General features: G+C 39.1%; 23 protein-coding genes. 21 read left to right on the top strand and 2 right to left on the bottom strand.

The annotated features are described in order from the left end of the window. Position 1: 1 nt before the first annotated feature. The 4 genes from ACFX4W_RS22870 (at position 2) to ACFX4W_RS22855 (ending at position 3916) form a co-directional block, all read left to right on the top strand. A complete protein-coding gene (locus ACFX4W_RS22870) occupies positions 2 to 595 on the top strand; it encodes a DedA family protein (RefSeq protein WP_013083764.1) in 594 nt (197 codons plus the stop codon). Then, entirely contained in the window at positions 592 to 1725 is a 1134-nt protein-coding gene (locus tag ACFX4W_RS22865; RefSeq protein WP_043981518.1) for an MGDG synthase family glycosyltransferase, read from the top strand. The genes ACFX4W_RS22870 and ACFX4W_RS22865 overlap by 4 nt, the downstream gene beginning before the upstream one ends. Positions 1726 to 1817: 92 nt before the next feature. Further along, positions 1818 to 2567 carry an oxygen-insensitive NADPH nitroreductase gene (gene nfsA, locus ACFX4W_RS22860; protein WP_043981519.1) on the top strand — a complete coding sequence of 250 codons (750 nt, stop codon included), beginning with the start codon at positions 1818 to 1820 and terminating at the stop codon, positions 2565 to 2567. A gap of 356 nt (positions 2568 to 2923) precedes the next feature. Then, entirely contained in the window at positions 2924 to 3916 is a 993-nt protein-coding gene (locus ACFX4W_RS22855) for a 3D domain-containing protein (RefSeq protein WP_377560134.1), read from the top strand. 80 nt (positions 3917 to 3996) lie between these two features. On the opposite strand, the gene ACFX4W_RS22850 is transcribed toward ACFX4W_RS22855, so the two are convergent. Beyond that, positions 3997 to 5139, bottom strand: coding sequence for a C40 family peptidase (locus tag ACFX4W_RS22850; protein ID WP_043981521.1), 1143 nt, complete (start codon positions 5137 to 5139; stop codon positions 3997 to 3999). A 194-nt stretch (positions 5140 to 5333) separates the two neighbouring features. Here ACFX4W_RS22850 and ACFX4W_RS22845 point away from each other — a divergent pair, with 194 nt between their 5' ends. From ACFX4W_RS22845 to ACFX4W_RS22810, 8 genes are all read left to right on the top strand, one after another. After that, positions 5334 to 6383, top strand: coding sequence for an anthranilate phosphoribosyltransferase (locus tag ACFX4W_RS22845; protein ID WP_043981522.1), 1050 nt, complete (start codon positions 5334 to 5336; stop codon positions 6381 to 6383). Between the two features lie 152 nt (positions 6384 to 6535). After that, positions 6536 to 6838 carry an urease subunit gamma gene (locus ACFX4W_RS22840; protein WP_013057659.1) on the top strand — a complete coding sequence of 101 codons (303 nt, stop codon included), beginning with the start codon at positions 6536 to 6538 and terminating at the stop codon, positions 6836 to 6838. A 14-nt stretch (positions 6839 to 6852) separates the two neighbouring features. Next, a complete protein-coding gene (locus ACFX4W_RS22835; protein WP_013083758.1) occupies positions 6853 to 7179 on the top strand; it encodes an urease subunit beta in 327 nt (108 codons plus the stop codon). A 1-nt stretch (position 7180) separates the two neighbouring features. Then, entirely contained in the window at positions 7181 to 8890 is a 1710-nt protein-coding gene (gene ureC, locus ACFX4W_RS22830) for an urease subunit alpha (RefSeq protein ID WP_043981523.1), read from the top strand. Between the two features lie 10 nt (positions 8891 to 8900). Further along, positions 8901 to 9347, top strand: coding sequence for an urease accessory protein UreE (ureE, locus tag ACFX4W_RS22825; protein WP_043981524.1), 447 nt, complete (start codon positions 8901 to 8903; stop codon positions 9345 to 9347). Next, positions 9340 to 10026 carry an urease accessory protein UreF gene (locus ACFX4W_RS22820; RefSeq protein WP_043981525.1) on the top strand — a complete coding sequence of 229 codons (687 nt, stop codon included), beginning with the start codon at positions 9340 to 9342 and terminating at the stop codon, positions 10024 to 10026. Before ureE ends, ACFX4W_RS22820 begins: the two co-directional genes overlap by 8 nt. Before the next feature lie 38 nt (positions 10027 to 10064). After that, positions 10065 to 10679: an urease accessory protein UreG gene (gene ureG, locus ACFX4W_RS22815; RefSeq protein WP_043981526.1), complete on the top strand. Its 615-nt coding sequence runs from the start codon at positions 10065 to 10067 to the stop codon at positions 10677 to 10679. Then, entirely contained in the window at positions 10676 to 11485 is an 810-nt protein-coding gene (locus ACFX4W_RS22810; RefSeq protein ID WP_043981527.1) for an urease accessory protein UreD, read from the top strand. The genes ureG and ACFX4W_RS22810 overlap by 4 nt, the downstream gene beginning before the upstream one ends. Positions 11486 to 11741: 256 nt before the next feature. Here the strand turns inward: ACFX4W_RS22810 and ACFX4W_RS22805 are convergent, their stop codons facing one another. Next, on the bottom strand, positions 11742 to 12380 hold the full coding sequence (locus ACFX4W_RS22805) for a HoxN/HupN/NixA family nickel/cobalt transporter (RefSeq protein WP_016764672.1): 639 nt from the start codon (positions 12378 to 12380) through the stop codon (positions 11742 to 11744). 272 nt (positions 12381 to 12652) lie between these two features. Here ACFX4W_RS22805 and ACFX4W_RS22800 point away from each other — a divergent pair, with 272 nt between their 5' ends. The 9 genes from ACFX4W_RS22800 (at position 12653) to ACFX4W_RS22760 (ending at position 21397) form a co-directional block, all read left to right on the top strand. Then, positions 12653 to 13114 carry a hypothetical protein gene (locus ACFX4W_RS22800; RefSeq protein WP_013057650.1) on the top strand — a complete coding sequence of 154 codons (462 nt, stop codon included), beginning with the start codon at positions 12653 to 12655 and terminating at the stop codon, positions 13112 to 13114. A 235-nt stretch (positions 13115 to 13349) separates the two neighbouring features. After that, entirely contained in the window at positions 13350 to 14117 is a 768-nt protein-coding gene (locus ACFX4W_RS22795) for a carotenoid biosynthesis protein (protein WP_043981528.1), read from the top strand. Then, the gene (locus ACFX4W_RS22790; RefSeq protein WP_043981529.1) at positions 14114 to 14827 is read left to right on the top strand and encodes a lysophospholipid acyltransferase family protein; all 714 of its coding nucleotides are present in this window, start codon (positions 14114 to 14116) and stop codon (positions 14825 to 14827) included. The genes ACFX4W_RS22795 and ACFX4W_RS22790 overlap by 4 nt, the downstream gene beginning before the upstream one ends. Beyond that, a complete protein-coding gene (locus tag ACFX4W_RS22785; RefSeq protein ID WP_377560130.1) occupies positions 14824 to 15930 on the top strand; it encodes a glycosyltransferase family 2 protein in 1107 nt (368 codons plus the stop codon). Before ACFX4W_RS22790 ends, ACFX4W_RS22785 begins: the two co-directional genes overlap by 4 nt. Beyond that, entirely contained in the window at positions 15927 to 17387 is a 1461-nt protein-coding gene (locus ACFX4W_RS22780; protein ID WP_043981531.1) for a phytoene desaturase family protein, read from the top strand. Before ACFX4W_RS22785 ends, ACFX4W_RS22780 begins: the two co-directional genes overlap by 4 nt. A 141-nt stretch (positions 17388 to 17528) precedes the next feature. Next, positions 17529 to 18257: a hypothetical protein gene (locus tag ACFX4W_RS22775; RefSeq protein ID WP_025751230.1), complete on the top strand. Its 729-nt coding sequence runs from the start codon at positions 17529 to 17531 to the stop codon at positions 18255 to 18257. A gap of 157 nt (positions 18258 to 18414) precedes the next feature. Beyond that, the gene (locus ACFX4W_RS22770; RefSeq protein ID WP_043981532.1) at positions 18415 to 19158 is read left to right on the top strand and encodes a sugar phosphate isomerase/epimerase family protein; all 744 of its coding nucleotides are present in this window, start codon (positions 18415 to 18417) and stop codon (positions 19156 to 19158) included. Further along, complete coding sequence (locus ACFX4W_RS22765) at positions 19155 to 20114, top strand: sugar kinase (RefSeq protein WP_043981533.1); 960 nt, start codon at positions 19155 to 19157, stop codon at positions 20112 to 20114. Before ACFX4W_RS22770 ends, ACFX4W_RS22765 begins: the two co-directional genes overlap by 4 nt. A gap of 2 nt (positions 20115 to 20116) precedes the next feature. After that, a complete protein-coding gene (locus ACFX4W_RS22760) occupies positions 20117 to 21397 on the top strand; it encodes an MFS transporter (RefSeq protein ID WP_028409101.1) in 1281 nt (426 codons plus the stop codon). The last annotated feature ends 14 nt before the right edge of the window (positions 21398 to 21411 follow it).

Raw genomic sequence — 21411 nt, 5'->3', positions numbered from 1 at the left:
AGTGGACTTAACAATTATTTCTCAGTATATACATTCCTATGGTTATATTGTTATTTTACTTGTACTTTTTTGTGGGATTGTTGGAATTCCAGCGCCTGAAGAATCATTTTTAATATTATTAGGCATGTTTATTGCCAAGCATCAGCTGAACTTATACGAATCATCTCTTTTTGCTTTTCTAGGTGTTATTACTGGAATGCTTACTGCTTACGGGCTAGGAAGGTATGCGGGAACCCCATTTTTTGATAAATACGGAAAATACGTAGGGTTAACCAAAGAGAAAATTGAAGCGGCAAGCGGCAGCTACCATAAATATGGGATATGGACCATTTTATTTGGTTTATATATTCCAGGCTTGCGTCAAATTAGCCCATATATGGCGGGAATAAGTCGCTATCCGTTTTTGCTTTATTTATTGTTATCGGTAGTAGGAAGTCTAGTATGGGTCCTTTCTTTTCTGATTCTAGGTTACTACGTAGGAGATCGAATTCATATTTCGTATATTATCATGGGCGCTGTAGCTTTTTTTGTCATTTATTTACTTATAAAAAGAACAAGAAACCGAAAACGTCTTGAGAGGAGGGATGGTCAATGAGGAAGGTTTTATTCTTACCGCTTTTTCAGATGCCATCTGGTCATCACCAAGTAGCAGACGCCGTTATGGATGCCATTATGGAGCGTTTTTCGCACGTTATTTGTCAAAAAATTGATTGTTTAAGCTATTGGAGCAAACCGCTTGAACAAATGATTTCATCGATATACATGAAATGGATTTCTGTTTTCCCAAAGCAGTTTGAAAAATTTTATTACGGTCATGTATACAAAAAAAACGACCATACGATGGACGATTTTGTTGTGAAAAAGTGGCCGATTATCGAATACCATATGAAGAAATTAATTGATGCAGAGCAGCCGGATGTCATTGTTTGTACACACAGCTTTCCTTCCTGTGTATTAAGCGGGTTAAAAGAAAAAGGAATCATTGATCTTCCTATTATAAACGTATACACAGACTTCTTAGTAAGCGACGTATGGGGTAAAAATGGAATTGAGCTTCACTGCGTGCCTGATCAGGATACAAAAGCGTTTTTACAAAACGTTCACGGTGTAAAAGAGTCTTCTATTTATGTAACGGGAATTCCTGTTCATAAAGCGTTTTTAAAAAGAAGGATTGACCATCTTATGCCACAGAAACATATACTGATTGCCGGAGGGAATTCCGGCCTTGGAAATGTACGCAAAATGCTTCAGCAGCTTCCGCAAAACTGTACGTATATGTATTATGTGCTGTGCGGAAAAAACAAAAAGTTGTATCAAGAACTAATAAAATTAAACCACCCGAGAATTAAAGCGGTCTCGTATGTAAAATCGAGAGAGAAAATGAATGATTTATATGAGGGAGCAGATGCCATTGTCACAAAAGCGGGGGGAGTGACAATTAGCGAAGCCCTTCACAAAAGACTACCTATTTTTATTCACTCATCTCTTCCCGGTCAAGAACAAATTAACATTGAATATCTAAAAGGAAAAGAGCTGCTGATACCGCTTAATGAGGCTGAAGCCTTTGAACAGCAGCTTAAGAACATTTTAGAAAATGATGTGAAACGAAACCGGTTGATAAAACGGATGGACGAATATGTAGACAGCTTAGAAGTAAAAGTAGATCGCGTGCTTGCAGATCACTTTAAGCTATATCGATATGAGACAAGTCAAAATCAATTTTAAGCAGAACATTGGTTATTTCTTTTTACATTCGATAAACTAACTGTAGAGATAACAACTGTAGAAGGTTAGATGAAGTAAAAGGAGATTATAATATGAACTCAGTTATTGAAACGATTTTAAATCATCGTTCTATTCGCAAATATGAAGACAAACCATTGTCAGAAGAGCAAATTCAGACGATTGTAGAAAGCGCACAGGCAGCTTCCACATCAAGCTATATTCAAGCGTATTCCATTATTGGAGTAAAAGATAAAGAAACGAAGCGAAAGCTTGCTCAATTAGCAGGAAATCAGCCTTACGTAGAAACAAATGGACACTTCTTTGTATTTTGCGCTGACTTTCATCGTCATGATGTCATTGCGGAAATGGAGAAAAAAGATTTATCGACAGCGCTCGAAAGCACAGAGCAGTTTATGGTAGCTATTATTGACGTTGCCCTTGCTGCGCAAAATGCAACGCTTGCTGCTGAATCAATGGGACTTGGAGCTTGTTACATCGGCGGTTTGCGTAACGAATTAGAAGAAGTAAGCAAATTGTTAAAACTGCCTCATCATGTAATTCCGTTATTTGGTCTAACGGTTGGACATCCAGCGGGTATTACGGATAAAAAGCCGCGCTTACCATTTAAACATGTGTATCATGAAGAAACCTATGAGCCGAACGATGAGCAGACGAAAAAAGAATTAACATCGTATAACGAAGAAATTTCTGCTTATTACAACGAAAGAACAAATGGCAAACGCCAAGACACATGGACTGGTCAAATGGCCGACATGCTTTCCAATCCTAAGCGTATGTATATGAAAGAATTTGTTGAAAAGCAAGGATTTAACAAGAAATAAAAAAAGCTGGGACAAAAGTATTTTAGCCGAATTGAAAAGCGAACCGCTAATCAAAATTTTTGATTAGCGGTTCGCTTTTTTTTGTTATAAAAAAACTGAATATACCCGTTAAATGATCAATAAAAAAGAAGAGGCATAGCCAGCAATGGTAGAGAAATTTAACTATTTTAGTAAAAACAACAATAAAAAGCAGTAAAAAGTAGAAACGTTTCATCATATAGCCAAATTATCAGAAATATTACGATTGAATGTTCTTTTTTGTTAAGTTTTGTAATAAAAGTAGCATGGCTCTGTAACGGCTGTGAAATGTGAGGATGATATCATTCAATCATTGAGTAAATAAGGAGGTATTCGTAATGAAAAAATTTATATTTACTCTAGGAACAACAGCAATCCTTTCAGCAGGATTTGTAGGTGCAGCTTCTGCTTCTACAAGCGGAACGTATCACGTAGAAAAAGGTGATACGTTATGGAAAGTCGCTCAAAAGCACAGCGTGAGCGTAGACGAGCTAAAAGATGCAAATAACTTAACATCTAATATTATTTATCCAAATCAAGAATTAAACGTAGCTACTATAAAAGAAATGACGCACAAAGTTCAGCAAGGAAACACATTATGGTCCATCAGTCAGCAATACGGCGTGACGGTAGATCAAATTAAAGAATGGAACGGACTGAAGTCAGATTTAATTTATCCTGGCGAACAATTAAAAATTCAGTCTCCAAACGGCCAAGCTCAGCAATCAAGTCCTTCAGTAGCCCAAGCTGCTCCAGAAGCTCAGCAAGCTCAAGCGCCAGCTGAACAAACTCAAGAAGAACAGCAGCAGGCTCAAGCTGAACAAGCCCAAAAAGAGCAGCAGCAGGCTCAAGCTGAACAAGCTCAAAAAGAGCAGCAGCAAGCTCAAGCTGAACAGGCTCAAAAAGAGCAGCAGCAGGCTCAAGCTGAACAGGCTCAAAAAGAACAGCAGCAAGCTCAAGCTGAACAGGCTCAAAAAGAGCAGCAGCAAGCTCAAGCTCAACAACAACAACAACCTGCTGAATCGTCACAACAAGCCAGCGGCAAATCAATGACAGTTGAAGCAACTGCCTATACGGCTAATTGTGCTGGATGTAGCGGTACAACTGCTACAGGAGTGGATTTAAAAGCAAATCCAAATCAAAAAGTAATTGCTGTTGACCCTAGTGTTATTCCATTAGGTTCGAAAGTTTATGTAGAAGGCTATGGTGAAGCTGTAGCTGCCGATACAGGTGGAGCAATTAAAGGCAATCGAATTGATGTATTCGTTCCTGCTGAAGGTGATGCTCAACAGTTCGGAAGAAAATCTGTTAAAATTACGGTTATGAACTAAGAAGTTCTTTATAAAATTGCTAGTCTAGTATAGAAATACATAGCTAGTAAAGCAAAAGAGGTGCCTTATGGCACCTCTTTTTACTTTATAATACGCTTTGCGCCCGCATAGCTGTTTTTCCAGTACGCTGTTGAAAGTGATTGCGTTTTAACGCCTTTGCTGCTGACGTAAATGAATTCTTGTTTGTCTAGGTAAATTCCTACGACTGAAACGGATTTGCCGTTTTTAAAGAAAACTAAATCTCCAGCCTGGAGGCTGTTTTGCTTTACGTCCGTGCCGCTTTTATACTGATCTGCTACTGTACGGGGGATAGAAATATTTGAACCCGCGTTTTTATATACATACTGTGTGTACCCTGATACATCAAAACCTTTTGGTGTCGTACCCCCATATTTATATGGCTTTCCAATTAGCGTTTTAGCATACGATACAATTTGCTGCTGTTTTGCACTAACAGAAGTTTGAGGTGCTGGAGCCGGCGAAGGTGCGCTTGCACTTTTCACTTTCAGCACTTGTCCAACTTTTAACGCATCTGTTTTTAAATTGTTTAATTTTTTTAATTCAGCTACCGTCATGCCGTACTTTTTAGCAACTGCTGTCAGCGTGTCTCCTTTTTTCACCGTGTAGGTGCCATTGCTATCAGCCGGTGTAGATGGAGCTGTTGGTGAAGGTTGAATATCTTCATCAAGCAAATAACTCATATTTGCGTTAAACGTTACTTTTCGCTTCGTTTTATAGCTCTTCGCTTTTTGCTGAAATTGCGTATTGTATGCGTTGATTTCTTTTTCGAAATTTGCAGAGATCTTATTAAATTCCGCGTCACTTACATCTCCGTACGCATAGTCTTCAAGATCCACAATGTAATTATAAAGAGCAATTAAGCTGTCGTATAAATACCCTTGAAGCTGATCAGCTTCCGAATTAAGATGATTCATCGCGTAATTTTTATCAGTCTTTGTTAGAAACTGGTCAATTTGATCTGCAAGCTGATCATATGCAGCTAACGCTTTTTCGTCATCTTTTATTCCTTCAATTTCTTTTAGCTTTTTTTCTACGGTTTTATAAAATGGTGCGTAATAATCTGCTAGCGAATTAACGTCTTTTTGATAAACGCTGACAGAAGAAGCAGCATAAGCAGAGTGACTAAAAACAGGCGTTGTCACCGATGTTCCTACTAAAACGGATGCTGCTATAAATGGTACAAGTAGTTTCTCTTTTTTCATTTGTAAAGTCCCCCAAATATCCAAATAATAGTATAGCAGATAGATTATACTATATTAGGTTATAAAAGAACTAGTACTTTTCCTTTAATTTCATATTTTTTAGCAGTTTGCGTACCTGATAGAAGATAATCTAAGGAACAAAGAAAATATGTGATACAATGTACAAATATTCAGTTAAAAAGGAAGTGTACGATATGCAGCAATTTATCAAAGAAATAGCGCGCGGAAAAAGGGGATCAACTGACTTAACGTATGAACAAGCAACAGAAGCAGCTCGCTTAATCGCTTCTGGACAAGCTACGGATGCTCAGATCGCTGCTTTTTTTATCGCGGAACGTATTAAAACTGAAAATGCAGATGAACTATTGGGATTCGTTCATGCTTTTCGTGAAAAAACAAAAGAAATACCGCTGTCTCAGCCGTTAAAAGATAAATCAATTGATTTTGCAAGCCCTTATGCAGGGAGGAATTCATTTTTTGCGACCATTCCTGTATCAATTTTATTAGCTGAAAGAGGTGTGCCAGCTTTTTTACACTGTACAGAAGCGCTTCCTCCAAAGTTTGGAACAACGATTGAAGACGTACTTCATTCATTACAGATCCCTCAAGCTCAAACGATTGAAGACATCGGTCATGCGTTTGAAACGTTAAAAATTGGCTTTGTAAATGCCGAAACAATCTCTTATCCTCTTAGCCGCATCAAACAAGTTCGTCATGAAATTGGTGTAAGGACACTTATTAATACGGTTGAAAAACTACTAAACTTATCGAATGCTTCTTCTTTAATGATGGGCGCTTTTCACCGTACGGCCATTAATAAGATTGTGCCTATTTTTGCTTCTCTGCCTTTCAAACACGTATACGTGGTACAAGGGATAGAAGGATCAGAAGATGTACCTGTACATAGAAGCAGCTTTGTTTTTACGATCTCAGAAGGAGAGATGGAGTCGTTTATTGTCAATCCAAAAGAATACGGACTGTTCGTGGAAGAAGAGCACTTTGAAAAGAAAATAAGTGTTGAAAAACAAGCGGAATATGTGACGCGCATTCTGGAGGGTGAATCTTCTTCCGAACTGACTTACGTCTATAATCAAGTAGTATTAAACGCTGGCTTGCGCTATTATCTATTTGGCTATGAAGCTTCTATTGAAAAAGGAGTAGACTATGCAAAACGCCAGCTAGCTGAAGGTTTGGGCTGGAAACACCTGCAGAAGTGGAAAACACAAGCGATTTCAGAAGAGTAAAAGGTGAGCAAACATGCTCATCTTTTTTTATCGGAAGAGATAAATCCTTTGTTTTTTGTCAGAAAATTTACTATAATTAGTTATGCATTTGTGTTAGAAAATATCACATTTGATGTTAATTAGAAAATAGATTAGCAGAAAGGAAGCTTTCATTGAAACTTACGTCGAGAGAACAAGAAAAATTAATGATTGTCGTAGCTGCAGACTTAGCAAGACGCCGTCAAACAAGAGGATTAAAACTTAACTATCCCGAAGCAGTAGCTATTATTACATATGAAATTATGGAAGGAGCTCGTGATGGCAAGACGGTAGCGCAGCTAATGCGAGAAGGGACCAAGATTTTAAAACGAGAAGATGTGATGGAAGGTATTCCGGAAATGATTCATGATATTCAAGTGGAAGCTACCTTTCCAGACGGAACCAAGCTCGTCACTGTGCACGATCCAATTCGTTAAGAGGAGGGAAAGATATGATTCCAGGGGAATATTTCTTAAAAAAAGATCCAATCACATGTAATAACGGAAAAAAATCAATTAGCGTGACTGTAATCAACAGAGGCGATCGACCTGTTCAAGTAGGGTCACACTTTCATTTTTTTGAAGTGAATGCTGCGCTCGAGTTCCCCCGCGAAGCTTCGCTTGGCTATCATTTAAATATTCCGGCCGGCACAGCCGTTCGTTTTGAACCAGGTGATGCAAAAGAAGTGGATCTCGTTGCTTTCTCCGGAACAAGAGAAATCTACGGTCTTAACAATAAAACAAACAGATCGCTTTCTGATAGAAAGGAAGATGTATAAGATGAGTTTTCAAATGTCGCGACGTCAGTATGCAGATATGTTCGGACCAACCGTTGGAGATGCTGTTCGTTTAGCAGACACAGAGCTATTTATTGAAATTGAAAAAGATTTCACCACGTACGGAGATGAAGTAAAGTTCGGCGGAGGAAAAGTCATTCGTGACGGAATGGGGCAGCATCCTCTTGCAACACGAAACGAAGCAGCGGACTTAGTGTTGACAAATGCAATTATTCTTGATTATACAGGCATATATAAAGCAGATATTGGAATAAAAGATGGACTCATTCAAACTATCGGAAAAGCGGGCAATCCCCTGCTGATGGATGAAGTAGACATCATCATTGGTGCGAGTACAGAAGTGATTGCAGCAGAAGGGAAAATTGTAACCGCCGGCGGTATTGATGCACATATTCATTTCATTTGTCCGCAGCAAATTGAAACTGCTCTTGCCTCCGGCGTGACAACAATGATTGGAGGAGGAACGGGACCGGCTACAGGAACAAAAGCGACAACTTGTACACCCGGAGCTTGGCATATTGAACGAATGCTTGAAGCTGCTGAAGCATTCCCAATGAATATTGGCTTTTTAGGAAAAGGGAATGCAAGTGCCAAAGAGCCTTTAATTGAGCAAATTGAAGCTGGAGCGATTGGACTAAAGCTTCATGAAGACTGGGGAACCACAGCATCTGCCATTGACACAAGCTTACAGGTAGCAGACGAGTACGATGTTCAAATTGCGATTCATACAGATACTTTAAATGAAGGCGGCTTTGTCGAAGATACGATTGCAGCGATTGGCGATCGAGTCATTCATACCTATCATACTGAAGGAGCTGGAGGCGGACATGCACCTGATATTATGGAAATGGCAAGCTTTCCAAACGTGCTTCCATCATCAACTAATCCAACAAGGCCCTATACTGTCAACACGCTTGAAGAACATTTAGATATGCTTATGGTATGTCATCATCTTGATCCCTCTGTACCAGAAGACATCGCTTTTGCTGATTCTCGCATTCGCAAAGAAACGATTGCAGCTGAAGATATTTTACACGATTTAGGTGTATTCAGTATGATTTCTTCAGATTCTCAAGCAATGGGACGTGTAGGCGAAGTAATTACAAGAACGTGGCAAACAGCTGACAAAATGAAAAAGCAACGAGGGAAACTTGATGGTGACAGCGAAGTTGGCGATAACGCACGTGTCAAACGCTATGTAGCTAAATATACGATTAATCCAGCTATTGCTCATGGAATTTCCGAATATGTAGGATCAATAGAAACAGGGAAAATGGCTGACTTAGTCCTATGGGAGCCAGCTTTTTTTGGAATAAAGCCTGACTTGATTGTAAAAGGCGGTTTGATTGCACACAGCTTAATGGGAGATCCTAATGCTTCAATTCCAACTCCACAGCCGGTTTTATACCGTCCGATGTTTGCTTCTTATGGAAAAGCAAGAGCTAAAACATCTCTTACGTTTGTGTCAAAAGCAGCGTACGAGAACAAAGTGGGCGAGAAACTGGGGTTGCAAAAGCTGCTTAAACCGGTCAAAAATATTCGTCAATTAAAAAAAACAGATATGAAGTTAAACGGGGAAATGCCTAAAATTGAAGTTGATCCCCAAACGTACGAAGTAAAAGTAGATGGACAAATGATTACATGTGAAGCAGCAGAAGTTGTGCCTATGGCGCAGCGATACTTTTTATTTTGAGGTGAAAGAAATGGTAATCGAAAAAATTATCGGAAATATGGCAACATTAGAAAAACGGGCTCCGCATATAGAAAAGGTATATATCGAAAGTGATCACTTAGTAAAACGCGTTCAACGCGTTGTAACAGATCACGGTAAGGAACTAGGAATTCGTCTAAAAGAAAATCGCGAGCTCACTGATGGCGACGTGCTGTTTATGGATGAAAGCAATATGATTGTTGTTCAGGTGGTGGCAGACGATATTTTAACCATTCAGCCGATTAATATTCAGCAAATGGGAGAAATTGCTCATCAGCTTGGCAACCGACATTTGCCAGCACAGTTTGAAGGTGGAGACATGCTCGTACAGTACGATTATTTAGTCGAAGAATTACTTCAGCAGCTTGATATTCCCTATAAGCGCGAAAAAAGAAAAGTAAAACAAGCTTTTAAGCATATCGGACACAGTCATGACTAATTCATTGCTTTCGCTGATTCAACTATGTGATTCAAATTTTCCATCCGGTGCATTTTCACATTCGTTTGGCTTTGAAACGTATATTCAGCGAGATCAAATTTACAACACAGAAACCTTTCAAGAAGCGCTTCGTACATACCTTGATGTTCAGCTGACGTATACGGACGGCTTAGCATGCAGACTGGCTTATGAGTATGCGAATCATGACCAGTTTACCGAAATTATGAGAGTGGATCATGAATTATACGCTCTTGCTTTGTCAAAAGAAACAAGAGAAGGGACAAGACGCGTGGGCCAGCGCATGTTAAAACTTTGCTTAGAATTATTTCAAGGCTCTTATTTAGAAAAGTATATGAGTGAGGTAAAAGCAAAGAAGGCGTATGGACATCCTGCTGTTGTATTTGCGTTAGCCAGCCTGCAGTTAAATATCACAAAAGAAGACGCAATTTTAAGTCACTTGTACGCTAGCATTTCTTCGTTAATTCAAAATGCTGTTCGTGGCATACCGATCGGTCAAACGGATGGACAAAAAACGCTCGTTCTTTTTCAGCCGCTGCTGCAGCACGCACTTCAGCATATTTTACAAGCGGATCAAGAGGAATTTGGTGCGGTGACACCAGGGTTAGAAATCGCTCAAATGCAACATGAACAATTGCATGTCCGATTGTTCATGTCATAAAAAAGGAGGGAAAGCCTTCTAACAATGAAGGCGTAAAAATGAATGCAATTAAAATTGGAATTGGTGGACCTGTTGGTGCAGGGAAAACAATGTTAGTAGAACGATTAACGCGTGCACTAGAAGGACAGCTAAGCATGGCAGTCATTACAAACGATATTTATACAAAAGAAGACGCGCAATTTCTAGTAAAAAACAGTGTTTTGCCAGAAAATCGTATCGTAGGAGTAGAAACAGGAGGATGTCCTCATACGGCCATTCGAGAAGATGCATCTATGAACTTTGCTGCGATCGATGAGTTAGTGGAACGTCACCCCGATGTTGAACTTATTTTTGTAGAAAGCGGAGGAGATAATTTAGCCGCAACGTTTAGCCCAGAGCTCGTTGATTTTTCGATTTATATCATCGACGTAGCACAAGGGGAAAAAATCCCGCGTAAAGGCGGTCAAGGAATGATTAAATCTGATTTATTCATCATCAACAAAACAGATTTAGCCCCGTATGTAGGAGCCAGTTTAGAAGTAATGAAAAAAGATACAATCCAAGCAAGAGGGCACAAGCCTTTTGTTTTCACCAATTTAAAAGAAGATAAAGGGCTCGACCAAGTAATAGAGTGGATTAAAAAAGAGGCCTTTTTAATTGGCCTTGAATCATGAGCTACACGGGTTATTTAGAGCTTCGAGCAGAAAGAAACAGCGAGCGAACCGTTATTAAAGATACGTACCATTACGGTGCTTTTAAAGTTGCCAGACCTATTTACATGACTCCTGAATCCCCTTTTGTTTATATGCTTCACGTAGGTGGAGGATACGTAAGCGGAGACAAATATAAAACGATGATAACGGTAGAGAAAAATGCCCAGCTGACGGCTACTACTCAATCTGCGACAAAGGTGTACAAAACACCGAACGAAGCTGTTTTACAAGAAACGTGTATAACCCTTGAAGAACAAGCCATCATGGAATATATACCAGACCCGCTTATTTTGTATGAAAATGCTGCATTTTTCCAAGAAATAACGGTTCGTATGGCACAAAACGCTGCTTTGTTTATGTGTGACAGCATCACCCCGGGGTGGTCGCCGGATGGGCAGCTGTTTCAATATACCTCTATGCGTTCCAAGCTTAAACTGTATGTAAACGAGCAGCTGAAGGTATACGATCACTTATACTTGAAGCCAGAAAGCCATTTGCGCGGCATGATGAAAATGGAAGGGTATACTCATTTTGGATCGATTATCATTGTTCATCCAAATGCCGACGACGCATTTATAGCGAAAGTACATCAGCTGTGCGAAGAGGCTGGCTGTAAAGTAGGAGCTTCCGCACTTCCGATCCCCGGATGTGCTATTCGAATATTAGCTGCTAGTACACAAGAAGTTGAAGACATAATCGCTAAAGTATACGGATTGTTCCGACAGCATTTACTAAAAGCTGAAGTATCACTTTTGCGTAAGTATTAAAGAGGCTGGGACAAAAATATGTTAGTTGAAAGAAGATCCGAACGAGCTGGATTCTTAATGGAGAATCAAATTCGTTCGGATTTTTTTATTGGTAGGGTGAACGTAGGTTTCCTGTATGTAGCTCCTTCTAGCCGTTGATTAAAGGGCAAAGCGACGTCTTGCACAGAAATCAACAGCTGTGGAACAGGCAGTCCTGATCATTTATCCTACTTGTTCATCTTTAGATTGAATTGTTTTCGTTATGTCTCATTCGCTTTTAGAACCACAGGCTAAATAATCCGTCGCTTACACCTAAATTATACATATAGTAAAGGCCAAATATAATGCTGACAGCGCCTGTTACCTGCATCAAACAGCGGTTTAACGTCACTTGTTTTTTAGTTGTAACGAATGGAATCCCAATAACCGTTGTAAATAACAGCATGCCAAGACAAGTGCCGATTCCAAAAATGATAATGTACAGAGCACCTTGCCATACGTGAGTAACGGTGCTCATCGTTAATACAACCATCGCTGCGCTTCCCGCCAGTCCATGAACAAAGCCAATGCCCAATGACTTTAAGTAAGACGTTTTTTCGTGATGCGTATGTACTTGTTTTTTGTAAGACAGAAACGATGTGAAACCGAGGTAAACGAGCATAATTCCCACTAAAAATTCAAGTGACATGCTCATACGTTCAGAAATACTGCTTTTTAACACCATTAAAATCATACCAAAAATAAACAGCGTAAGCGTATGGCCAATCCCCCAGTATACTCCTGCAAGCGAAGAGCGCCACAGTTTTTTACTTTTTGAAGCAATGGTTGATACAGCGATAATATGATCTGGTTCTAGAGCATGCTTGATTCCTAAAAGAAACCCTAGTATTAAAATTGAAAAAAAACTTGTTTCCATGTCAGCTTTCTCATCCTTTCGTACGTATAAAACTAGTATATCGTACGATTTTGTTTTAATAAACAGAAAATTCTAAACAAAAATGTCTGGTCGAATAGCTAAATCATTTATCAATTTACAATAAGTTACAAATATTAAAGGAGATGTAGTATAAAAATTTTACATTTACAAAAACTATGAGTAAATTATTGTGAGGTTGATAACTATGGACAAAATTTCTACTGATATCATGCTGTGGAGTTCTTTTATACGTCAAAATGTTAGGACAGAACGTGACTAGACTAGAAGCTCTTTTATGGAGCATTGCGTTGCCGGGCTTTGGACAATTACTAAACAAAAAACATATAAAAGGAATTTTGTTTATTGTACTTGAATTTCTCATTAATATGGGCGCAAATTTTAATGAAGGCATTCGCTTAAGCTTTTTAGGAGAAACAAGGCAGTCCCTAGAAGTAATGAACATGCAGTGGTTAATGTTTTATCCATGTTTGTATTTTTTTGCAATTTGGGATGCTGTTAAAGAAGCAGAAAACGGCGCATCGAGATTTACATTTATTCCTTTTGTCTCCTGTGCTTATTTTGTTACAGTAGGCATTATGTATTCTTCAGTAACAACCATCAACGGTGTTTTTATAGGACCAATTTGGCTTCCTATGCTGTCTGTTATACCTGGACTTGTTGTCGGACTCATTGTCAAAAAGCTATTAGAAGTGTATATACATAAGAAAAAATAAACGTCATTACAATCTATACATCCGTAGATTTTAATGGACGTTTATTTTATTTTTGTTTATAAATAAGTAATAAAGTCTCTTATTTAGGGAACGTACTAACAGTGGCTGTTTTTACATAATTTTAAGAGAGGGCGGACTACTCATAAAAAAGAGCACATTGAAAATGGAGAGAATGGGTACGAGCTTATATAATAGCACTTTGACAAAAAGAAGCTGGAGAGAAGGTGGATAGAGGATGATCACAAATGGTATTTATCGTTTTTTTCTTATCTGGTACGTATGCGGAGTCGTCTTGCTTTCCTTCGATTTGCTGCCTTCATGGTTAGAATGGGCAAACGCGGTCTTTTTACACTTGAGCAGTCTTCTTGCTCTTATTTATCTAACTAAAGCTTATGGAGTAAGGCGGGCACTGCTCGTTGCGATATTTGTGACAGGCGCATCTATTTATATCGAAAGTCTAGGTGTTAAGTATGGATTTTTATTTGGATCCTACGATTATGAAAAAGATTTTGGCGCCAAAATTTTAGGTGTTCCTCTGACCATTGGTTCGGCTTGGTTTATGGTTGTGATTACAAGCAGAATACTAGCTTTAGGAATTATGAAACGTATGGAGCTGCCGTTTATTGTCCATGGAATTGCCTATGCAGTCATTAGTTCGCTTTTTGCTGTTATTATGGATTTGGCTATCGATCCTGTTGCCTATGTTGTTAAACAATATTGGGTGTGGGAAGGGGACAGCTTTTATTATAATATTCCTTTATCAAATTTCTCCGGCTGGTTTTTATTGTCTTTCTTCATTCAGCTGGTCGTATATTTCTTTTTAGCTAAGTCTCCTAAAGAGGAAAATCCGGTGTGGGAAAAAAGAATGGTATTTTTGTATAGTGCAGTTGTCATGATGTTTGTGATTGTAGCGTTAGTAAATGGCCTATGGCTTGTCGTATGTCTGACGATGATTCCTTTTCTTATTCTTTATATTGTGTATAAAAAGGAGACTCGCTTATGATTTACCCGAAGAAAAACTCAATATTTGAGCGATTTTTTCAACTGTTTGTCACATATCAGCTTAAAAAGCAATTTTATCGTATTCATTTACATATAGAAGGGCTCCCAAAAGATAAAAAAATTTTATTAATTGCTAATCATTCCAGCTGGTGGGACGGTTTAGTGACATTTTATTTAAATAACGCGGTATTAAAAACAGATCTATACGCTATGATGTCCGAACAAGGAATGAAGGATTTTCCTTTTTTTCAACGAATCGGAGCTTTTTCAGTAAATGCAGCGTCCCCGAAGCATACGGTGGAATCATTAAGGTTTGCCAGTAAGCTGTTAGAAGAGAAAAAAGCGGTGCTTATTTTCCCCCAAGGAAAAGAAGAGCATCTTGAAAAAAGACCGTTAACTTTTTCTGAAGGACCTGCTTTTCTTCTAAAGAAGCATTCTGACGTTGAAGTTATCCCCATTACGTATTATTATACGTTTCGCCATGATCAGCGACCGGAGCTTTTTATCTGGATAGGGCAAGCTGTTTTTTACGACTCAGCTAAGCCCAGAGAAGAGATAACCAACACGCTAGGCGGTGCAGTCACTGCTCAGCTCGATCATCAGAAACAGAAAATAATTCAAGAAAACGATGAGGACTTTACGGTTTTATTAAAAGGAAAAAAGACACTTAGTGAATGGTTAACGTGGTGGAAAGCGAAGGTGAAAGAATGATTTACTATATGCTTTTATTTATTTTTATGCTGCTTTTAACCATTGTAAATATTCAAGCAATGCCTAAATTAAAAAGATACGAGCCGGATTCCAAAACACCTCAGCCTCTCATTTCTATTTTGATTCCAATGCGAAATGAAGAACGAAATGTAAAGCGAATCATTTCCTCTATTAAAGGATTAACGTACAGCAATCTAGAATGTGTCATACTAGACGATCAGTCCACAGATCAAACACGACCACAGCTGTTGAAAGAAATTCACGGCGATCCGAGGTTTACCATCATAGAAGGAAAAGAGCTGAGAGAGGGCTGGGTCGGAAAAGTTCATGCTTGTCACCAGCTGTCGCAAGCTGCAAATGGAGACTATTTATTGTTTGTAGACGCAGATGTAGAACTAAAAGAACGTACACTAGAACATACTTTAGCCACAGCACAAGCGACAAAAGCCGCTCTTTTAACAGGTTTCCCTCGGTTTCCCGTAAAAACGTGGTTAGAAGCATTGGTTGTTCCGCTTCAGCATGTGGTTGTTTTTAGTTATTTACCGGTTGTCGTAGCTAATCGTAACAAGATGAGCAAAGCTTCCGCAGCTCACGGTGCTTTTATGTTTATAAAAAAAGAAGCTTACGAGGCCGTAGGAGGACATGAAGCCGTCAAATCTTCACTAGTAGAAGATGTCCACCTAGCCCAGCTTTTTAAGCAAAAGAAACACCGGGTCATTTTAGCGAATATTACCTCTCATGTTAGCTGTTATATGTATGAAACAACAGAAGAAGTATGGAACGGTTTTGCTAAAAACATCTTTGTAGGTCTGGGCCGCTCCGCTAAAGCAGTTTGGATACTAAGCGTTTTTTTTGCCTGTTACTACGTGCTGCCGCTTCCTTTTTTTATAGCAGGAATATTCACAGGCAACATGCTTTGGATTCTGCCTTTTTGCATTATGCTTTTTCAGCGGTTTTTAATTGACCGGTCGGCTCAGCAAAAAGGGCTTTTATTTTGTACGATGCCCGCGTCGGCAATTGTGCTGATGCTGCTGATGAATCATTCCATGAAGCGTGAACGAAAAAAGCAGGGATATGAATGGAAAGGAAGGCATTATCAATGAAAAAAGTACTAATAGTTGGGGCAGGATTAGGCGGATTAGCTGCAGGAGTTCTTCTTCAAACAAAGGGGTTCGATGTCACAATTGTGGAAAAAAACGAGCATGTAGGCGGAAAAATGATGCCTGTGCAGCTAGGAGAATATTCTTTTGATTTTGGGCCTAATACCATTACAATGCCCGAAGTTTTTCAGTGGTTATTTGAGCAAGCGGGTGAACGTCCAGAAGACTATATGCCTCTTGTCAAACTAACGCATCATACGAATAACTTCTTCACCGACGGCTCCCAATTTTCCATGTCTATAGATGAAAGAAAAATGATTCAGCAGCTTGAACGTCTCGATCCCTTTGCTGCGGAGCAATACCCTGCCTATTTGAAAGAAGTAAAAAGAATATACGACATTGCAAAAAGCCAATTTTTCTACCGGACATTTTCATCGTGGAAAGATTACACAAACCCTTCTTTATTAAAAGCATTGCTGCAAGTAAGGCCGTTTGAAACAGTAGATACGTTTCATCAGCGTTTTTTTCGAAACGAAAACATTCGAAATGCATTTAATCGATATGCAACCTATATCGGATCTTCACCTTATACATCACCCGCTACGTTTTCATTGATTGGACATTTAGAAATGAATGATGGGGTGTACTATGTAAAAGGAGGAAACCCTAGAATTGCAAAAGGGCTGGGACATGTGTTCCAAAAAGCTGGAGGGAAGCTGTATACAAACTGCAGCGTTACTGAAATAATCGTAAAAAATAAACGGGCTGTCGGAGTAGAAGTAAATGGAGAAGAAAAGATAGACGCGGATATTGTTATTGTGAACGGCGACTTGCTAAAGGCCTATCCGGCACTCGTAAAAGAACAGGATAGACCTCATTTTAAAAACAAAAAAGCAGCTGAATTTGAGCCTTCTATATCAGCTTATGTGATCATGGCAGCTGTTAAGAAGCGCTTTTCTCAGCTGATTCATCATCAAGTGTATTTTTCTCAAGATTATAAACAGGAATTCTATGAGCTATTTCAGCAAAAAACGCTTCCAACCGATCCCACCATCTATATTTGTAATTCTTCATATACCGATAACACGGTAGCTCCGGGTGATAATTTATTTATTTTAGTGAATGCTCCTGCTGTGAAAGAAGAGAATCAAGAAGAAATGAACGCTTACAGAGAAGTTGTCTATCGCAAGCTTTCTCAGTTTGGTTTAGATATCGAGTCTTCGCTTGTACATGAGCGAATTGTTACTCCATATGAAATTGAACAAACGTTCGGTGCATTTAAAGGTGCTTTGTACGGCGTGAGTTCAAACCGGAAAATGGATAGTTTTCTTCGGCCAAGCAACGTCTCAAAAGATGTTAAAAACTTATATTTTGTAGGAGGAACGACTCACCCTGGCGGAGGGTCTCCTATGGTCACGATTAGCGGCATCAATGTAGCTATGCTTATTTCATCTTCCTAATTGATAAATCAGGATTGTCAAAAAGTTTAGTTTTTTGGTACTATAAGAAAGTGCAGAGGCTGTTAACCTGCTGTTCTTACGGATGGAAAAAATGAAAAAACATGTTACATAACGAAGTTGAAAAGGTGATTACATAACTATATGATTGTATTTACGTGTCTTATTATTATCATAAGTATTATCCGTCCGTACTTGGAAAGCGTGACTGTTAAGCGAATTGCTTCAGAAGGCAAAAAAATTCGCTACTACAAAGAACAGTTCTTTTTTTATGTGCTAATTTTACTATTTTATATTGCGGTGATGGTATACCATAGGGTTCCAATTTCTATGTTAGGATTACAGGGAGTATATCTCGATACGATTCATCGCACGGCTCCGTATCCAGCGTGGATTGAATATTTGCTGCTTTTAATCTTTGCTGGCTTTATCATTCTTTCCATTATGCTTCAATGGATGAAAGATCATGGAGAAACGGTTTTTGTGGAACAGGAAATGCCCACGTCAATTGAGGCAACCGTTCCTAAAACGGAAAGAGAGCAAAAGTGGTGGCTAGCATACAGCGGTATTTCCAGCTTTGTAGAAAGCACCGTTTATTTTCCTAGCTTTTATTTATATAGTCACTATATATTAGCCATTGAAAACACATGGGTATTGGCCGTTTTAATTGGTATTGGTTATTTCCTATCACAGCTAGCTTTCCAGCGTGACCGTTTAAGTGTCCAGACGCTGTTAGTTGGTATCGGGCTAGGCGCTTTATTTATCATGACGAAGTCAGTTGTCATTATAATCTTGTACTATGGCTTTAGCTTTTTGATTTATGATATTTACCAGCAAGATCGCAATCTAGTAAAAAGCACAGATGATCACTAAGAAACAACACGGCATAAAGCTGTGTTGTTTCTTTTTTTTATAATTTATAAAAAAAGCTTGAAAAGCGCTTTCAATAGTCTTATAATTTAGATAAATCGATTTACTAAACCGGTTTAGTAAGTGGTTAGTTATTATAATAAGAAAGGTAGGTCGATTTATGAACAGTATCATTATCCCGTTAAATGCATTTGAAACAACAGGCTTTCAGCACGCCATGATTGGAAAAATACATGAGCAGCAAGTACATGGAGTGGAAATTCGAAGAGAGTTAATGAAAAAAGTAGATCAAGAGATTGCGCTTATTGCTGAAGAATTAAAAACATATCCACTTTTTACAGTATATTCGGCTCCAATTGAACTGTGGAGAGAAAATGGAGAGTTAAACACACAAGAATTAAAAGTTATTCTTGAAGAAGCCGTATCACTTGGCGCTCAGTGGGTAAAAGTCTCTCTTGGTTTTTATCAGCCCCAATCGCCTATGACAGATTTACAGCAGCTATTAGAGGCATTTCCAGCTTTACGTCTATTTGTAGAAAACGATCAAACCAGTCACGGAGGCAACATAGCATCTCTGCACGCATTTTTTGATAACGCTTACGAAGTTCCTGTTTCCATGACGTTTGATATTGGTAACTGGCTCTACGTAGATGAACAACCCCAGGAAGCAATCAAAATGCTAAGGTCATTTGTGGGCTATATTCATATTAAACACGTCATAAAAAGCAGCGGAAAGCTAGTGACAACCGCTATATCGAACGATTCAAATGAAATGTGGAAAGATATTTTGAAAGGGTTTTCTCATTCGATTTTTAAAGCTTTAGAGTTTCCAATCGATGAACCGGAACAAATCCCCGGCTTCATTTCATTGGTGCAAGCAGCAGAACAGGAGGAAGTTCAATGAATTCATTAGACGTTATTACCTTCGGAGAAGCAATGGCGATGTTCATGGCAGAGCAGTCGGGACCGCTGCATGAGATTAAGCATTATACGAAAGAACTGGCCGGAGCAGAAACAAATGTAGCAATTGGTATCGCTCGTCTCGGTCTGCGCGCAGGCTGGGTGAGCAAAGTCGGCAACGATCCTTTCGGTACGTTTATTATGAAACGGCTACAAGAAGAATATGTCAACACCGATTGTGTATTAGTAGATAGCGAGTATGCAACAGGCTTTCAAATTAAATCAAAAGTGGAAGTGGGAGACCCGGAAGTTTGTTACTTCCGAAAAAATTCAGCAGCCAGTCACTTGCACTCCAGCGATTTTAATCAAAACTATTTTTTAGCGGCAAAACATATGCATATGACAGGCATACCGCTTGCTGTGTCAGCAAGTATGCGCGATTTTGCTCTACATGCACTTACATCGATGAAAGCAGCTGGAAGAACGGTTTCCTTTGATCCAAACCTTAGACCCACTCTTTGGGCATCGAAAGAAGAAATGGTTGTTACAATCAATGAAGCTGCTAAACAAGCAAACTACGTTCTGCCGGGTATTGAAGAAGGAAAAATCTTAACCGGCTACGAAAACCCAGAAGACATTGCTTCTTACTATTTAGATGCAGGCGTAGAGCTTGTCGTTATTAAACTAGGTGAACAAGGAGCCTTTTTTAAGACGGCTAAAGAGCAAGGAATGGTTGAAGGAATAAAAGTGAAACAAATAGTGGATACAGTCGGAGCAGGAGACGGTTTTGCAGTAGGACTGTTAAGCGGACTTCTTCAAAATGATTCTCTTACTCAGTCTGTAAGGAGAGCAAATGCTATTGGGTCATTAGCTGTACAAAGCCCTGGAGATAACGATGGATATCCAACTGAACAGCAGTTGCAAAGATATATGGAATCCCAAAAACAAGGAGTGAAGTGATAATGAAACAGCAGCTAGCAAAAAAAAGATGGCTTCGGTTAATTCCTATCGTATTTATTACGTATAGCCTTGCATATTTAGACCGTGCAAACTATGGGTTTGGAGCAGCGGCAGGACTGGCAGAAGATCTTCATATTACGCCAGGTATTTCGTCTTTATTAGGGTCGCTCTTTTTCTTAGGTTATTTCTTTTTCCAAATTCCAGGCGCTCACTATGCTGAAAATAAAAGCGCCAAAAAGCTGATTTTTTGGTCTCTGATTTTATGGGGAGCACTTGCTACAGCTACGGGTATGGTAAGCCACGTCGGATTTTTGTTTGTTATTCGGTTTGCTTTAGGAGTGGTCGAAAGTGCCGTTATGCCTGCTATGCTAGTGTTTTTAAGCCACTGGTTTACAAAAGCAGAACGTTCTAGAGCCAACACGTTTTTAATTTTAGGAAATCCGGCAACTGTTCTTTGGATGTCTATTGTTTCTGGGTATTTGCTAGAATCGTTTGGCTGGAGATGGATGTTTATTTTAGAAGGTTTTCCAGCTGTTATTTGGGCATTTTTATGGTGGAAACTAGTAAACGACGAGCCAAAAGATGCAGGCTGGCTGTCGAAAAAAGAAAAAGCAGATTTACACGATGCGCTGCAAAAAGAACAAGAAGGAATCAAACCTGTTAAAGGCTATAAAGAAGCTTTCAAAAATCGTACTGTCATTTTATTAAGCATTCAATATGCTTTATGGAGTATTGGCGTCTACGGATTTGTTATGTGGCTGCCGTCTATTATTAAAGCAGCGCCTAACATGAGTATAGTGAAGACAGGGTGGTTAGCGTCCGTTCCTTACGTATTAGCAGTTGTATTAATGTTAACGGTTTCATATCTATCAGATAAGTTTTTAAAACGAAGCGCATTTGTATGGCCGTTCTTATTAGTAGGAGCGCTTGCTTTTTACGGATCTTATTTAGTTGGCACAAGCAACTTCTGGCTTTCCTTTGCTTTACTCGTTATCGCCGGAGGAACGATGTACGCTCCGTACGGACCGTTCTTTGCGATTATTCCTGAAATTTTACCGCGTAATGTTGCCGGAGGAGCAATGGCTTTAATTAATAGCATGGGCGCACTTGGTTCATTTGCCGGTTCTTATATTGTAGGATTTTTAAATGGATCAACAGGAGGATTTGGCGCTTCCTATATCTTTATGGCTGGATCATTATTCCTTGCGGCAGTTTTAACCATTGTCGCAACGAAAAAGCCAAGAGAAGTTCAAAGTGTAAAGCCAGTCGAAACAACGGCTTAATGTAACGATAAAAA

It is taken from the genome of Priestia sp. YIM B13489, from assembly GCF_042787645.1.
Classification (GTDB): Bacteria; Bacillota; Bacilli; order Bacillales; family Bacillaceae_H; genus Priestia; species Priestia megaterium.
This window is presented reverse-complemented; position numbering and strand designations above follow the sequence as displayed.

Coding starts and splice junctions, on each gene's coding strand:
- ACFX4W_RS22865 (WP_043981518.1), top strand. CDS start 592: ATGAGGAAGGTTTTATTCTTACCGCTTTTTCAGATGCCATCTGGTCAT.
- nfsA (WP_043981519.1), top strand. CDS start 1,818: ATGAACTCAGTTATTGAAACGATTTTAAATCATCGTTCTATTCGCAAA.
- ACFX4W_RS22855 (WP_377560134.1), top strand. CDS start 2,924: ATGAAAAAATTTATATTTACTCTAGGAACAACAGCAATCCTTTCAGCA.
- ACFX4W_RS22850 (WP_043981521.1), bottom strand. CDS start 5,139: ATGAAAAAAGAGAAACTACTTGTACCATTTATAGCAGCATCCGTTTTA.
- ACFX4W_RS22845 (WP_043981522.1), top strand. CDS start 5,334: ATGCAGCAATTTATCAAAGAAATAGCGCGCGGAAAAAGGGGATCAACT.
- ACFX4W_RS22835 (WP_013083758.1), top strand. CDS start 6,853: ATGATTCCAGGGGAATATTTCTTAAAAAAAGATCCAATCACATGTAAT.
- ureC (WP_043981523.1), top strand. CDS start 7,181: ATGAGTTTTCAAATGTCGCGACGTCAGTATGCAGATATGTTCGGACCA.
- ureE (WP_043981524.1), top strand. CDS start 8,901: ATGGTAATCGAAAAAATTATCGGAAATATGGCAACATTAGAAAAACGG.
- ACFX4W_RS22820 (WP_043981525.1), top strand. CDS start 9,340: ATGACTAATTCATTGCTTTCGCTGATTCAACTATGTGATTCAAATTTT.
- ureG (WP_043981526.1), top strand. CDS start 10,065: ATGAATGCAATTAAAATTGGAATTGGTGGACCTGTTGGTGCAGGGAAA.
- ACFX4W_RS22810 (WP_043981527.1), top strand. CDS start 10,676: ATGAGCTACACGGGTTATTTAGAGCTTCGAGCAGAAAGAAACAGCGAG.
- ACFX4W_RS22805 (WP_016764672.1), bottom strand. CDS start 12,380: ATGGAAACAAGTTTTTTTTCAATTTTAATACTAGGGTTTCTTTTAGGA.
- ACFX4W_RS22795 (WP_043981528.1), top strand. CDS start 13,350: ATGATCACAAATGGTATTTATCGTTTTTTTCTTATCTGGTACGTATGC.
- ACFX4W_RS22790 (WP_043981529.1), top strand. CDS start 14,114: ATGATTTACCCGAAGAAAAACTCAATATTTGAGCGATTTTTTCAACTG.
- ACFX4W_RS22785 (WP_377560130.1), top strand. CDS start 14,824: ATGATTTACTATATGCTTTTATTTATTTTTATGCTGCTTTTAACCATT.
- ACFX4W_RS22780 (WP_043981531.1), top strand. CDS start 15,927: ATGAAAAAAGTACTAATAGTTGGGGCAGGATTAGGCGGATTAGCTGCA.
- ACFX4W_RS22775 (WP_025751230.1), top strand. CDS start 17,529: ATGATTGTATTTACGTGTCTTATTATTATCATAAGTATTATCCGTCCG.
- ACFX4W_RS22770 (WP_043981532.1), top strand. CDS start 18,415: ATGAACAGTATCATTATCCCGTTAAATGCATTTGAAACAACAGGCTTT.
- ACFX4W_RS22765 (WP_043981533.1), top strand. CDS start 19,155: ATGAATTCATTAGACGTTATTACCTTCGGAGAAGCAATGGCGATGTTC.
- ACFX4W_RS22760 (WP_028409101.1), top strand. CDS start 20,117: ATGAAACAGCAGCTAGCAAAAAAAAGATGGCTTCGGTTAATTCCTATC.